General features: G+C 40.3%; 14 protein-coding genes and 3 tRNA genes. 6 read left to right on the forward strand and 11 right to left on the reverse strand.

Annotated elements, in window-relative coordinates:
- Window position 1: 1 nt before the first annotated feature.
- Window positions 2-1,801 (reverse strand): patatin-like phospholipase family protein, encoded by a 1,800-nt coding sequence (locus GR160_RS01855; protein ID WP_160748131.1) that lies wholly within the window; start codon window positions 1,799-1,801, stop codon window positions 2-4.
- A gap of 830 nt (window positions 1,802-2,631) precedes the next feature.
- On the opposite strand from GR160_RS01855, the gene GR160_RS01860 reads away from it, so the two are divergent.
- The 5 genes from GR160_RS01860 to GR160_RS01880 all read left to right on the forward strand — a co-directional run bounded on the left by GR160_RS01860 (window position 2,632) and on the right by GR160_RS01880 (window position 5,278).
- A tRNA-Asp gene (locus tag GR160_RS01860) sits at window positions 2,632-2,706 on the forward strand.
- A gap of 267 nt (window positions 2,707-2,973) precedes the next feature.
- Window positions 2,974-3,059 (forward strand) — tRNA-Leu (locus GR160_RS01865).
- An 8-nt stretch (window positions 3,060-3,067) separates the two neighbouring features.
- Window positions 3,068-3,141 (forward strand) — tRNA-Phe (locus GR160_RS01870).
- A gap of 38 nt (window positions 3,142-3,179) precedes the next feature.
- The gene (locus GR160_RS01875; RefSeq protein ID WP_160748132.1) at window positions 3,180-3,497 is read left to right on the forward strand and encodes a hypothetical protein; all 318 of its coding nucleotides are present in this window, start codon (window positions 3,180-3,182) and stop codon (window positions 3,495-3,497) included.
- A 683-nt stretch (window positions 3,498-4,180) separates the two neighbouring features.
- The gene (locus GR160_RS01880) at window positions 4,181-5,278 is read left to right on the forward strand and encodes a slipin family protein (protein ID WP_160748133.1); all 1,098 of its coding nucleotides are present in this window, start codon (window positions 4,181-4,183) and stop codon (window positions 5,276-5,278) included.
- Between the two features lie 74 nt (window positions 5,279-5,352).
- Here GR160_RS01880 and trpA read toward each other — a convergent pair whose 3' ends face one another.
- From trpA to GR160_RS01930, 10 genes are all read right to left on the reverse strand, one after another.
- Complete coding sequence (trpA, locus tag GR160_RS01885) at window positions 5,353-6,096, reverse strand: tryptophan synthase subunit alpha (RefSeq protein ID WP_160748134.1); 744 nt, start codon at window positions 6,094-6,096, stop codon at window positions 5,353-5,355.
- Window positions 6,093-7,283, reverse strand: coding sequence for a tryptophan synthase subunit beta (gene trpB / locus GR160_RS01890; protein WP_160748135.1), 1,191 nt, complete (start codon window positions 7,281-7,283; stop codon window positions 6,093-6,095). The genes trpA and trpB overlap by 4 nt, the downstream gene beginning before the upstream one ends.
- A complete protein-coding gene (locus GR160_RS01895) occupies window positions 7,280-7,879 on the reverse strand; it encodes a phosphoribosylanthranilate isomerase (protein WP_160748136.1) in 600 nt (199 codons plus the stop codon). The genes trpB and GR160_RS01895 overlap by 4 nt, the downstream gene beginning before the upstream one ends.
- Window positions 7,880-7,882: 3 nt before the next feature.
- On the reverse strand, window positions 7,883-8,647 hold the full coding sequence (locus tag GR160_RS01900) for an indole-3-glycerol-phosphate synthase (protein WP_160748137.1): 765 nt from the start codon (window positions 8,645-8,647) through the stop codon (window positions 7,883-7,885).
- Window positions 8,644-9,627, reverse strand: a complete 984-nt coding sequence (trpD, locus tag GR160_RS01905) for an anthranilate phosphoribosyltransferase (protein ID WP_160748138.1) — start codon at window positions 9,625-9,627, stop codon at window positions 8,644-8,646. Before trpD ends, GR160_RS01900 begins: the two co-directional genes overlap by 4 nt.
- 314 nt (window positions 9,628-9,941) lie before the next feature.
- Window positions 9,942-10,505, reverse strand: a complete 564-nt coding sequence (locus tag GR160_RS01910) for an aminodeoxychorismate/anthranilate synthase component II (RefSeq protein ID WP_160748139.1) — start codon at window positions 10,503-10,505, stop codon at window positions 9,942-9,944.
- 39 nt (window positions 10,506-10,544) lie between these two features.
- Complete coding sequence (locus GR160_RS01915; RefSeq protein ID WP_160748140.1) at window positions 10,545-11,927, reverse strand: anthranilate synthase component I family protein; 1,383 nt, start codon at window positions 11,925-11,927, stop codon at window positions 10,545-10,547.
- A gap of 366 nt (window positions 11,928-12,293) precedes the next feature.
- Entirely contained in the window at window positions 12,294-12,863 is a 570-nt protein-coding gene (locus tag GR160_RS01920) for a YceI family protein (RefSeq protein ID WP_160748141.1), read from the reverse strand.
- A gap of 32 nt (window positions 12,864-12,895) precedes the next feature.
- Window positions 12,896-13,534: an NAD(P)H-dependent oxidoreductase gene (locus GR160_RS01925; protein WP_160748142.1), complete on the reverse strand. Its 639-nt coding sequence runs from the start codon at window positions 13,532-13,534 to the stop codon at window positions 12,896-12,898.
- Window positions 13,535-13,554: 20 nt separating this feature from the next.
- On the reverse strand, window positions 13,555-14,007 hold the full coding sequence (locus GR160_RS01930) for a MarR family winged helix-turn-helix transcriptional regulator (RefSeq protein WP_160748143.1): 453 nt from the start codon (window positions 14,005-14,007) through the stop codon (window positions 13,555-13,557).
- Window positions 14,008-14,154: 147 nt separating this feature from the next.
- On the opposite strand from GR160_RS01930, the gene GR160_RS01935 reads away from it, so the two are divergent.
- Complete coding sequence (locus GR160_RS01935; RefSeq protein ID WP_237421155.1) at window positions 14,155-14,775, forward strand: TlpA family protein disulfide reductase; 621 nt, start codon at window positions 14,155-14,157, stop codon at window positions 14,773-14,775.
- The last annotated feature ends 9 nt before the right edge of the window (window positions 14,776-14,784 follow it).

Raw genomic sequence — 14,784 nt, forward strand, 5'->3', positions numbered from 1 at the left:
GTTATGTGGTTTTATTGTTGTTTACTGCTTTTTCTTTCGCTACTGCTTTTTCTGAAGTATAGCCTTTTATCAGAGACCACTCGTAGAGCGAATCTTTGATAATGGAAATGGTTTTATTTGCCAGTTTACTGTTAAGCCATAGACGCGTACCTCCCAACATTAATATTTGCTGATATTTGGGTAGTTCGGCAACATTGAGTATCAGTTTTTCTATACGCTTCTTTAAGGGCTTCTTAAAGCGGTCAATGTCATCTTCAGTAATGCGTGGCCAATTCTCCCCACATGAAAATACAGGCATTTTTAGTGTGCCTCTTTCGGGACGGGGGGTAAACAAAGGTATGATCTGATACTCCTTTTCTTCATCGGGCTTTGTAGCTCCTGATGCGAATCGGCCCCAGTCGGCATCTTTATAACCATCCTTAAATATTTCATTATTATACAGCGCCGACTCAGGAACAGTAAAATAGTCGCGTAAAAATATCTCGCAGTTGTATCTGCCCAAATAATAATCGTGTATTCGGAATTCTTTATTTAAAAATCCGCCAAAACCGCCAAGGTGCCCACAGGCAATGGCCTTTTCTCCAAAAACCTCTTCGTCAGCTCCTTTTAGATTTTTTATTATTCGCGATGGCGAAATGATAAAACGGCTGCCATCATTAAATACCATTGCATCCTTATATTCTTTTGGCTTAGCACGCATTTGCGATAGCATGGCGCCCACAGTATTGGGAAGTACGCTCATAATATCTTCATCCATTACAAACGGGTCGGCCTGCACACTTGGAAAAGGGTCTACCATAAGCACGGTATTCTCAAAAGTATCATAATTACAATTTATGTTGGACAGCTCCCGCTCTTTCTGTTCGTTATTGATATATGTTTTATTGTTCTCTTTTACATAAATATCATTTAACAGGTCGCGTACTTTTTCAAAAGGCTCGTTGTTTATCATACCGCCGTCTACGTTCAGCGTGGTTACAAGTTCCTGATTACTATCAAGAGGTGTATTTTTAAATACATAGTCAAGCCACGGTATCTGTTCTACATATTTTTTTTCGCGAACCAGTATCCTGGGCTTAAGCCCAGCCGGAAAAGCACCTGTTGCCATTGCAGCATCTTTGGCTGTGCCCAAATAAGCTTCAGTTCTAAAATCGAGCGGCATCCATGGCCCCCCGGTAGCCGGGGCAACACCATCCATAACTTCAAAACATGCATAATCGTTATGAACAGACATATAGTATTTTTCCTTTCGCTGTCCTGCACGTGCCGAGTTGAGGTCGGCATAATAATAAAACCCTTCCAGGTTGGTAAGTGTGCTAAACACTTTAACGGGTGCTTCAAAGTAAGAAGGCGTTTTTTTCCAGTTTACTTTATCGGTAGCGATCATTCTATTGGCTATTTCATCTATAAAATTAGAATTAAGTGCCGATATTATTTTTCCGGATTGTATATCTCCGGTATTGAGCATGTGCGGAAACATATCTCTGTCAATAAGATCTACCCAGCTATGGTACAGCTTGTTTTCCGGATGTTCGTCCAGAAGTTTTCCTGGCGCAGGCAAATCAACAGGTGTAATGGCGTTGTTAAGGGTAGTGGCGGTTAGCATTGCAGTCATTCCCCCGGCCGATGCACCTCCCATTATGGGTATGGTAACGTTGTGTGTAGGTACGCCGGGCTGACCACGATGTTTATCCCACTCGGCTAAGGCTTCAAGCAGGTAATCTACTACACCTGCCGTATAAGCGCCGGCTGATACGGCTCCTGCCATACACAGCCCTATGCGAAAAGGCTTTTGTTTCATTGAATTGGTTTTATGATGGTTGATTTGTATTAAGTAGTTAAAGGTAAGTGTTTTATGTTTAAATGATGGCTATGAAAGTTAAAAAAAAATAACTTCTTTTAACAAAAAAAGAATTACATTTGCTGCCGATATGAAAAATTTAAACCTACATAGCCACATTTCAGCAAGAATGATAAGCGATCGTTTTAACGGTTACCAGCCGTTTAAACCGAATGGGCATGCTGTGTTTTTTAATGATTTGTATCTTATATAGCAGGATATTAATTGTAATACAATACACAAGCGCCCTTTAAACAGGGCGCTTTTTTTGTTTTTAGGCATATTGAAAACAATAATATGAGGCGGATTTTAAAATAATTGAAAAATAATTTTTGAAAATGTTTAATGATTAATCGAAATAGTAAAAAATAGCATTGAAAAGTAACCGGATGAGAGACAGTCATTTGATGAAAATAAGGATCTGCACACTATGGCGGACAGGGATTTTTATGCTTTTACTTTTGTTTAACTATTTGATATTCAATAAAATAATTTTAAAAAATAGTTGCACGGTAAGTTTTTTCGTGTTTATCTTTGCCGAAGAAAATCTGGAACAATAAAACGGTTTTCAACCTTATTAAAAACAATATTATGAAATCAATGCATACAACATATAGATCAGATCGCAGCCAATACAGCATACTGCTTCCGTTTTACGGGCTGGATCTGCCATACATAGAACAGGTGTATAAACACATACCATAGAGTAGTATATTCTATGTAATGTTATAAAGCACCTTTAACCGGGTGCTTTTTTTATGCCCAAAAATTACAGTTCTCAGAAAGGAACAGGCTCATTGGGGTAGTGGCTAACCTTTCCGACTGTCTCTCGGGAGAAACGGGTTCGATTCCCGTATGAGCCGCCATGGTGTTTTTAGTTTATTTGGTAAAACCTCAAATTGTGGATTTGAAGAACCGGGTTCGATTCCCGAAAACACCCAAAATCAATCCGGGAAGATAACGGTGGTTGTTTGCCTGCTTTGGATGCAGGAGGCCACAGGTTCTCCCGATAGCTATCGGGATGCTTCCCGGACAAAATTATTGGAAGTACGCCAACGTGGGAGAGTTGGGGCAGACTGTAAATCTGTTGTTTAAGTACTTAGCAGGTTCGAATCCTGCTACTTCCACAAAATGCAGGAATGGCGGAACGGTATACGCGGCTGATTTAGGATCAGTATTTTGGGAGTTCGTCCCGATAGCTATCGGGACCCTTCCTGTACGAAAATAGGAACAGTGGTGTACAAGGTGTTGCACGCTTGTTTGAAGCACAAGAGGTATCCGTTCAATTCGGGTCTGTTCCGCAATGTAAATGATGTTTAATTTTTAAAACCATGTAACCATGAGACAGGACATTTTAAAACGATTTTTGACCAATACTGATGAAACGGGACGCTTCCTGATGAAATCAAGGCATACGGGCATAATCTATTTTGTGGAGCCTATTTACAACGGCAAAACCCCTGAATGGGGAGACCTGGATCCGGCTACTAAGAAAATTACAGGTAGTTATGGTTCCAAGTACACAGGTGCCGTTACTAAAAAACAATCGCTTATAACCGAAGAGAACGGTTTTAAAAACATAGGCTATTGTAAAGGCAGTCCCTTTGGGGAGATAGACCGCCGCGACCGTGAACACCGAGAAAGGATGGGATTATAAGTTTTTTTTATAATAAATACTACTGCGCAAATTAGTTGCGTAGTAGTGTTCAAACCTTTGCAATGTAAAAGAGACTAAATAGTATTTATAAAATCTAAAAATATCAGGCAGGCCATGTTGGGTGTTTCTGTATGGCACTATTGCAGGATGCTTTGCCCTGTTGGGTATCAGGCGTTCCTGTCCAGCCAGGCCTGGAGGTTTTCGGGGTGTTTACCAAAAAATGCCCCACCATTACTCTATAGGTCGTGGGTTCGAATCCCGCTCACATTTTAGGTATGTGATAGTTCAGTTAGGTTAGAACAATAGAAAAGTCAGGTTCGAATCCTGCTACCGACTCTTCCTCGGTATGACGATTGGTTGTCGTTAACAGACTGTAAATCTGTTGATTAGAGCAGCATAAGCTCTTTAAAAAAATGCAAACAAAGAAAACGTGCCTGCGCTTATCGGCCTGATGTTAATATAATTACATAAACAAAAAGCACCGTACCATAGCCTGAAATAGGTACTAAACTTTTAGAAGGGGATGTTCTTTACAGCATGACGTTCAGGCTTTTTTAAAACCTGACACAAATAGGGCTGGTAAACAATGCCCTAACAAAAAGCGTAACACATATTTCCGCATATTGGGCGGGATAGGTCAGGCGGTTTTCTTATTAAACGTTCAATATAAAAATTAAAAAGTTATGATAAATAATGTAAACATTAAAGCCTATAAAGTAGGATTGGTATTTAAAAACAACAAACTTGTAAATGTTTTACAGGAAGGCAACCATTGGTTGTTTGGCAACAATAATGTATTGATTTATGATATGGTATTGCCTTTTGTGGCACCAGTAGAACTTAATATTTTATTACAAAATGAAACCTTAGCATCTTTGCTTGATGTTGTTGAAGTTGCCGATGGCGAAATTGTATTGCAGTTTGTAAATGGCAATTTTAAAGAGATCTTAACGGCAGGCCGTTATGCTTTTTGGAAAGGTTTGGTTAAAAACGAGTTTGTAAAGGCTGATATTTCTAAACCTGAAATTACAGAGGATATTGCAACCATGTTGTTCGAAAATGTTAGGATTCGTCCTTATACAAGGCGTTTTCAGGTAATGGCTTATGAAAAAGCATTACTATTTAAGAATGGTACATTGGTGGGAGAACTGGCTGCCGGAAACCATTATTTTTGGAATAACAGTATACCAATAGAGGTAAAAACCGTAGATGCGAGGCAACAGCAGTTAGAAATTCCCGGCCAGGAACTTTTAACTAAAGATAAAGCCGCTCTTAGGATCAACTTTTTTGCAAGGTATCAGGTAACCAATGTTGTTAAGGCTTTGGTAGAAAATAAAGATTTTGAAAAACAATTGTATGTACAAATGCAGTTGGCTTTAAGGGCTTTTACAGGTAGTTATACCTTAGACGAATTGCTTGGCAGGAAAGATACTATTGCTCAGGAAATACTAACCAATACTGAGGCAAAGATTGCCGAACTTGGCTTAGTGGTTTTTGATGCGGGCATTAGGGATGTTATTCTTCCCGGCGATATGAAGGAGATCATGAACCAGGTGCTTGTAGCAGAGAAAAAAGCTCAGGCCAACAGCATTATGAGGCGTGAAGAAACTGCCGCAACACGAAGCTTGCTTAATACCGCCAAACTTATGGAGGAAAACGAAGTGTTGTGGAAACTTAAGGAGATGGAATATGTTGAAAAAATTGCCGACAGGATTGGAGAAATTACCATATCTGGCGGGGGTAACATTATAGGCCAGCTCAAAGAGATCTTTATTAAATAAAACCCGAAATTCCTGCCACCCACACATAGTGTAGCGTGGGGGAATTTCCTGTTTTATGTATCATTAGTAAAGGATTATCCTAATAACTCCTTTACAAAATCCTCATCACCGGCCTTAACCGCTTTTAAATAGGCAGTTCCCACAATAACACCGTCAACACTGGTAAATGCCTTTTCTTTCTTTTCTTTAGAGTCTATTCCAAAACCTAAAAACAGGGGAATAGCGCCACACAGTTTTTTGAGCTGAGTATAGCGTGCAGCAAGATCATTGCTAATGCTGTAGCCCTGTCCTGTAATGCTGTTTTGCCCAACCAGATAAACAAAACTGTTTTTACACACCTGTGCAATGCGCTCTACACGTGCATCGGGGGTTAGTGGTGTTACCAAAAAAGTTACTGGAATACCGTATTTTTCAAATACATCCTTATATTTTGTCTCATATAGCTCTACCGAAAGATCGGGCAATATAAGCGATGCTATGTTTAGCTTTTTGCAACGCTCTAAAAAGGCATCCAACCCAAATTGCAGCACCGGATTAAGGTATCCCATAAGTACCAAAGGGATATGTACCTGGGTTTTAATTTCATCCAATTGGTCTAAAAGCAGCCCTAGCTTCATGCCGTTTTGCAGTGCAATGGTGCTGGTTTGTTGTATTACAGGACCATCGGCCATTGGGTCAGAGAACGGTATGCCTACTTCAATAAAATCAACACCCTGTTCTTGCAATTGCAGCAACTGCTCTTTAAGGCTGTCCAGCTTCGGATAGCCTGCGGTTACAAATATGCTGACTTGTTTTGTATCTTTTATAAACGGATTCATAAGCTTGGAAATTTTTCAAGGTAGGTGTTCATGTCTTTATCGCCGCGGCCGCTAAGGTTAACCACTACAACATCGTCTTTTTTCAATGCTAATTTAGTAAGGGCGGCTAATGCATGGGCACTTTCTAAAGCAGGTATAATACCTTCAAGTTGCGAGAGTTCGAGTGCCGACTGCAGGGCTTCATCGTCGGTAATGGCAATGCTTTTAGCCCTTCCTGTTGCAATGGTGTGAGCATGTAATGGCCCTATACCCGGATAATCCAGCCCTGCCGAAATAGAATGCGGCTCGGTTACCTGACCGTCTTTATCCTGCATTAAGAGGGTAAGGCTGCCGTGCAATACTCCCGGTGTGCCAAGAACGCTGGTTGCTGCCGATTTACCCGAATCTACACCCAGTCCGGCAGCTTCTACCGCTACAAGCTTTACATCAGCATTATCATAAAACTGATAAAAAGCCCCCGCTGCATTACTGCCCCCGCCTACGCAGGCAATTACCATATCAGGATACGATTGGCCTGTTTTTTCACTCAACTGTTTTTCAATTTCCTTAGATATGACCGACTGAAAATAAGCCACTATTTTTGGATAAGGATGCGGCCCCACCACACTGCCTATAAGGTAATACGAATCGGGGTGGTTTATCCAATGGCGAATGGCCTCATTTGTAGCATCCTTTAATGTTTTACTGCCCGATGTTGCTGCTCTTACTTCTGCACCAAGCATTTTCATGCGCTGTACATTGGGTGCCTGGCGTTCAATATCTTTTTCTCCCATATATACAATACAGTTCAAACCCATAAGTGCGCAAACCGTTGCTGTAGCTACACCATGCTGTCCGGCTCCGGTTTCAGCAATAATATCGGTTTTGCCCATATGTTTGGCAAGCAGTATCTGGCCTATGGTGTTGTTAACTTTGTGGGCTCCTGTATGGCACAGGTCTTCACGTTTTAGGTATATGTTGGCTCCATATTTTTCAGACAGCCGCCCGGCAAAATATAACGGCGTAGGCCTACCCACATAATCTTTAAGCAGTTGTTTAAACTCGTTTTCAAATGTTTCGGTAAAGCAGTATGAGTTAAAGGCGGCATCAAGCTCTTCTACATTGGGACGTAAAAGTTCCGGTACATAGGCACCGCCAAAATCGCCATAAAAACCAAGGGAGTCAGTATCTAAATAAGAGTTTTTCATAAAATCATTTCTTTTAAAAATTGAACTAACAGGTTTACATCTTTTATTTTTGGTGCGGTTTCAAAACGGCTGTTGAGGTCATACCCTGCCAATTTAGGATGGCTAAACTTTTTTAGTTTTTCAACAGAATCCAACCCTATACCGCCACTCAGTAAAAAGGGAGTATTGCCTTTATAACTATCCAGAACCTGCCAGTTGAATGATGTACCTGTACCGCCATGGTTGTTACTTTTAGTATCGAATAAAAAATAATCAACCAAACCATCATACAGTTTTGCAGCATCAAGGTCTTCTTTTGCAGCAATACCAAAAGCTTTTATAATTTGGACTGTTTTGGGTAGTTGCTTTATAAATTCTGCATTTTCATTGCCGTGAAGCTGTACAGTATTCAGCCCGTGTTTTTGTATTTGCTCTGTAATATATTCTGACGGAGCATTTACAAATACCCCAACTTTTTGTTTATCAGTTTCTAAAGATTCATTTGTAAAGCGTTTGGACTTATCATAAAATATAAAGCCCAGATAATGTATTCCATCAAGCTTTGCTACCTGCCTGCTACTTTCATTATCGGCTAAACCACATACTTTTATGATCATAACTTATAGTTTTCGGGTTAGTTCTGCCAAATGGCCTTCGCGCAAAATGCTTTCACCTATCAAAGCACCGCTAAAACCTGCCTTTCTTAAAGTCTCGATATCTTCGCGTGTTTTTATTCCTGATGCCGATATTACCGGGATGTGCTTTGGCAACTGACCAATAAGGTTAAAAGAATGCTGTAAAGATGTTTGCTGTGCCTTAAGATCGCGGTTGTTTACAGCTACAAGGTCGGCATGCATAGGTATCAGGTCAATTTCCTGTTCGGTATGTATTTCGAATAAAACCTCTAATCCTAGGGTATGAGCGGTAAGGGTAAGAAAATTGGCTTCGTCATGATTCAATACCGCAGCAATGAGCAGTACCGCATCGGCTCCTGCAGCTTTAGCCTCATAGAGTTGTATTTCATCTATAATGAATTCTTTGCGTAGCAGGGGCAAACTTACCTTATTTCGGGCAGTTGTAATATCATTAATACTTCCGCCAAAATAATCGCTATCAGTTAATATTGATATGCCCGAAGCACCGTTTTGCTCATAGAAAAGTGCCTGCTCAGCCACATTTAATCCGGTTTTAATATCGCCTCCGCTGGGTGACTTACGTTTAATTTCGGCAATTATGCCAAAACCTGAATTTATAATGCTCTGTTTTAAGGAAACCGATTCTCGGCTGAAATTTTCACTTTCACGAAAATAATCAACAGAAAAATCCTGTTGCAGCAGGGCTACCTCACGACGTTTGTTAGCCACTATTTGTTCTAATACATTCATGCCGATATTTTTTTAAGGTGATCTATAGCCCTGCCTGTAAGTATAGCTTCATGAGCTTCGGCAAAGGCAGTTTCAAAACTTTTTTCAGGATCAAAAGTTTGTAATGCCAGTGCCACATTGCCTGCAAGCACTATATTTTGCGGCTCTGTGCCTTTACCCTGTAATACATTAACCAATATCGTAGCTGAGTCTTTAACGGTATTTCCACCTGATATTTGCTGTAACGCTATGCCGATAACTTTTGGACTGTTGTTAATTATTTCGTCGCGTTCCTTTCCTAAAATGCGGGTTGCACCTATAAAGGTTAGCTCATCAAAACCATCCATGCCGTGCAGTATGGTAAAGTTTTCACGGTCAGAACGCAGTACGTGCTGGTACTGCTTTGCCAATTCGAGCGAATAAGTACCCGATAGCTGATGCGTGGGATGGGCAGGGTTGACCAAAGGCCCCATGCTGTTAAAAAATGTAGCAATACCAAGAGCTTTTCGCAGTGGTGCCACAGCTTTTAGCGCAGGATGAAAAAGAGGTGCGTGCATAAAGCATATATTGGCATGGTCAAGCTGGCGTTGCAGTACATCTTTGTTATTTGTAAATGTGTAGCCTAATGATTCTAATACATTGCTCGACCCACAAAGTGAGCTCACCCCATAGTTGCCATGTTTTACTACTTTGTAACCCATAGAGGCCAGCACAAAAGCCGTACTGGTAGAAATATTAAAGGTGTTCTTGCCATCGCCGCCGGTGCCGCAAACATCTATACTTTGATCAATATCAAAATGCATAGGGAGCGCGAGTTCCAGCAATGCCTCCCGGAATCCGTTAAGTTCATCAAGTTGCAGCCCACGCATTTGTATCCCGGCCATTACAGCAACGGTTTGCGCATCGTGCAGCTCGCCATTGCCTATGGCAAGCATGCATTGGTAAGCCTCATCTTTAGTGAGTTGGGCACGACCTATTATTTTTTGGAGTATGTTTTTCATGGTAGTTATTTCACAGAGCCTCACAAAGGAGGCACAGAGATACACAGGGTTAATTAATGCAGCCCGTAATTTAAAATTTGTTTTGGCCTCACCCCCCTGCCCCTATCCAAAGGAGAGGGGAGCAGCTACACTTATGTCTTATTTAGTGTAATTTTTGGGGTATTTATCGTAATATAAAATTCATAATTTGCTTTTTAGGCCTCGTCCCAGCCTCTCTAAAGGAGAGGGTAGGAAATGACAGGTACAAATACATTTTGTTGCAAGTATGAGTGTAGCTGCCCCCTCTCCTTTGGAGAGGGGTTGGGGGTGAGGCTTTATTCCCTTATCCAGTTCTCTATCATTTGTCGGCCCTGAGGGGTTAATATCGATTCGGGATGAAACTGTACGCCTTTGGTATCGTGCACCGTGTGACGAAATGCCATTACCACACCATCTTCTGTTTGTGCAGTTACTTCTAATAACGGGTTGTTATCTGCTGTAATTTTCCAGCTATGATAACGTCCTACAGGCATAGCATCGGGTAGTCCGTTAAAAAGCGAATCGGGTTTTAAAAGCTGCATCGTGCTGGCTTTTCCGTGTACGGGTTGGGGGCACTGCTCTAAAGTGCCGCCAAAAACCTCGGCTATAGCCTGATGCCCAAGGCAAACGCCAAGCATTTTCTTTTTGCCCGAATAGCGCGAAATTACATTCAGCAATTCGCCTGCTTCGCTCGGTATGCCCGGCCCGGGTGATAGCAGTATGGCATCGCAACTGTCAAGCTCTTCATAATCAACATCATTGTTGCGCTGTACTATTACTTCTACACCGTCTACCTCGCGCACATAGCGCACAAGATTATATACAAAAGAATCAAAATTATCTATTACACCTACTTTCATAAAATGTGTTTAAATGTCTAAAGTTGTAAAGTTGAAAGTTTATAAAGTTTTGGAACCTGCTGCTGCAATGGCTCGGCGAACGGCTCCAAGTTTGTTGTTTACTTCCTGTAGTTCGTTTTCGGGTACAGAGTCTATTACCACACCTGCGCCTGCACGGTAATGCAGTTCGTTGTTTTTGCTTAAAATACTGCGTATTACAATGGCCAGATTAATGTTGCCATTGCTGCCTAAAAAACCTATCGCACCGCCATAGTAGCCACGTTGTTCTTTTTCGTACTGGTTTATAAGCTGTAAGGCTTTTGGTTTTGGCGTGCCGGATAATGTTCCTGCAGGAAATGTCCCTGCAAAAAGCGAAAGCGCATCGGTATCTTCGGCATTGCCTGTAACCTTAGATACTAAATGGATTACATGCGAAAAATTCTGTACCTCTTTATAAAGTTCTATATGCACGTCTTTGCAGTATTTACTAAGGTCGTTACGGGCAAGATCTACGAGCATGGTGTGTTCTGCGTTTTCCTTTTCGTCATTGAGCAGTGCCTGGGTACTGAGCAGGTCGGCTGCGGCATCGCCGCTTTTGCGCACCGTGCCTGCAATAGGGTGTATGGATGCTTTGCCATTGTTTAGGCTTATTTGGGTTTCAGGACTTGAACCCATCAGGCGGTATGATTCCATATCTGCATAAAAAAGGTATGGAGATGGGTTTAGCCTTCTAAGCTGGCGATATACCTCGAAGTCGTCTCCAAAAAACTGTTGCGAGAATGGCCTTGACACCACAAGCTGAAAAACATCGCCCCTGTAAATATGCTCTTTAGATTTGTTTACAAGCTCTATAAATTCGTTGTTGCTTATCGGTGTTTTTTCTTCACCTGTTACTTCAAATGGCAAAAGTGTAAAAGACTGCCTGCGCAAAATATCTTCAAAATGACTGTCAGGCAATGTAATACCGTCAAACGAATTATAAAGTATATGCCCTGTGTCATGAAAATGGTCGAGTACTACAAGATACTTAAACAGGATGAAGTGGGCGAGGGGTACACCATTATCAGTGCTGTTTTCGTTGGTAATAGCTTCCTCAAAATGGGCATATTCGAAACTAAAATAGCTTAAAAAAGCATTGTGCGCAGACGGACTTACAAATGTATAGCCGTCTATAAGTTTTTTTATTTGTTGGGTAACTTTTCGCCTGTCTGTAATAGGGTGTGCTGCTTTTGTACCATTTACCAAAACAGTAATGCTGTTGTTGTTAACAGTGATCTCTATAATAGGATCGAGCCCAATGTAGGAAGTACTGTCGGCACGCGAATGATAATCGTTTCCTTCCAGCAGGCAGGGCTTACGATAGTGATTGCGCAATCCCATGTATAGCCCAACGGCAGTATGCAGGTCGGCATTAAAGTTATAAGTTTGAGTGTGTATATTCATTTTAGTGGAGTAATTTTTGGATAAAAGAAAACGGCCTGTCAATATGTGACAGGCCGTTAGTACTTAATGAGGTATATATACATAGTTAGGCAACAGTCACTAAAAAGTAGACTGCCACCACCAAAAATTTGTTGCGATATTTTGAGATCGTAAAATCATATTTCAAAGTTAGCGAAGTGATCTTTACTGACCAAATTTTTTTGTGTATTATTTTGTAGAAATGAATTGTGCTACTTTGTTTCGAGTAGATGAAATCATATCGGGAATACTAATAATAATCTACGTAAACCATTGAAAATATTGATTAAACAAAAAAGGCGTCCAAAACTTTGGACGCCTTAACAAATTCAAATTTAAACCTAAAAATTAGAATTGTAAGTTTACAGTAACTTCAAAGTCATCATAGATAGCTTTGTCTCCAATGCCTTCAAAGAAGCTTTTAGAACCATATTTGATGTCATATTTAGTTCTGTCTATATTAAATGTAGTTTTTGCAGTGTTTTTAGCTACAGTAAGGTCAAAAGTTACCGGTTTAGTAATGCCTTTTATTGTAAGATCTGCAGTTACAGTGTAAACGTTAGTAGCTTTAAGTTTTACAGATGTGAAAACAAGTTTAGATGTAGCAAATTTATCTGTACCAAAAAAGTCTTCAGCTTTAAGGTGTCCTTCCAGTTTCTCTTTACCTTCACCAGCTTTAAGGTCAGTCACAGCAATAGAAGTCATGTCTATTGTAAAAGTACCGCCTGTAAGTTTGTTGCTTTTGTAAGTAAGGGCACCATCTTTAAAGTTTACAGTACCGCTATGTTGGCCTGTTACCTTTTTACCAACCCATGCAATAGAGCTTTTAGAGGTGTTGATTTTTTTGTCCTGTGCTGTAGCTGTAAGTGTAGTAGCAGCAACAAATAATGCAATTGCAATTGATTTTAAATTTTTCATCTTGTTGTTAAAATTAAATTAGGATAAATATATTAAAGAGTAATAAATAATTGTTCGTTCGGTTTACGCACTTTTTTTGCGTGCTGCTGGGCGTCTTCGTCGTGGCGGTATCCTATAGAGGCAATAACAGCTGCATTAAGGCCACGGTCTTCAAGACCCAGTATCTGGTTTACCTTTGCAGCATCAAAGCCTTCCATAGGGGTGGCGTCTATTTTTAAAAGTGCTGCGCTATTTATAAGGGTAGAAAGCGCTATATAAGACTGTTTTGCAGTCCATATATTTTTTTGTTCTTCGGTAAGGGTGTTTAAAAAGCCATTGATATAATCGCTAAAGCCGTTCAACGCTTCACGTGCAACACCACGCTGTTCGCTAACATTATCCATGTAGGCATCCACATGGCCTTCGCCCACATTCAGCTCATTAGCAAAGATAAACAGATGCGATGCATCGGCAAAAAGATTTTTGTTGTTGCCACTTGCAGCTTCTGCAAGGCGTTCTTTAACCTCCTGTGTTTCTACAATAATTACTTTATACGGCTGTAATCCTACAGATGATACGCTAAGGCGAACCGCCTCTTTTAAAAAATCTATGTCCTGTGCCGATACTTTTTTTGCAGTATCATATTTTTTCACTGCATAACGCCAGTTAAGGCCGTCTATATACTGTGTCATAATGGTTTGGTCTTTATTATTTATAATGTCCTGTATTTTTCAAGCAGGATGTTTAATTGTTCTAATTCTTCCGGAGTAAGGTTCTTGGCAAATTTCATTTCGTTTTCTTCAACCACCGGATCCAGTTCTTCAAGCAAATCCAGGCCTTTTTGCGTTATCGATATTTCCATTTTGCGGCGGTTATCTGCACAAACCTCTCTGCTCACAAGCCCTTTAAGCAACAGTTTGTCTACAAGTCGGGTAGTATTGCTTGTTTTGGCTATCATGCGCTCCTGTATTACACACATGTTTGCAGGTTTACCTTTTTGTCCGCGCAAAATGCGCAAAACATTAAACTGCTCTGGCGAAAGGTCGTAGCCTTTCATAGCCTCATTTACATTCTCTGCAACAATGCTGTTGGTGTACATAACATTCATGACCACTTTTTTATAAAGTGTCATTTTACCTGATTTTATTACGTCTTCAATCTTCATTGTTACATTTGTTATAGTTACTAATGTAAAATTTGTATCTACAATATTTGTATATACAAATGTATGTTGGTTTTTAGTATCTGCAATATAAATACCTGTTAATATTTTGTTAATGTAAAAAAGTGCTTTTAAATAGGGGGTAATTTTATGGCTATGATATATTTAGATACCTATATAAAGAGATACAGCCTGTTTGCAGTACTGATTTTTAGTGTGCTGACTTTGGTTTGCTGCAAAAAAGAAAGCGGCGAAGAAGAAAAAGAACAGCCGGATACAACAGCCGTAGCAGTCAAAGACACTATAGTTGCACCTAAACTGCCAACACCTTTAAAAATATATACTAATGATACCGTTAGTGTGCCTGCTTATGACTATGCCGGGCTTGAATATTTTTTAAAGCAAAAGAACGATACTACCTATGTAGTTAACTTTTGGGCTACATGGTGTGTGCCGTGTGTGGAAGAGTTGCCTCATTTTGAAAAAATAAATGCTAAATATAAAGCCAATAAGGTTAAGGTTATACTCGTTAGCCTTGATATGGCTAAAATGATAGAAAAAAAACTATTGCCATTTATAACAGAAAAACGTTTAAAAAGCCAGGTACTTTTACTGCGTGACACCGATGCAGATGCGTGGATACCTAAAGTAGACAGCACATGGAGCGGGGCAATACCGGCAACGGTAATTTACAACAGTGATGCCCGCAAATTTTATGAACGTTCGTTTACTTATGACGAACTGGAAAAAGAGATCAGTAACTTTAAATAACAATCAAAA

The organism is Flavobacterium sp. Sd200, assembly GCF_009826935.1.
Taxonomy (GTDB): domain Bacteria; phylum Bacteroidota; class Bacteroidia; order Flavobacteriales; family Flavobacteriaceae; genus Flavobacterium.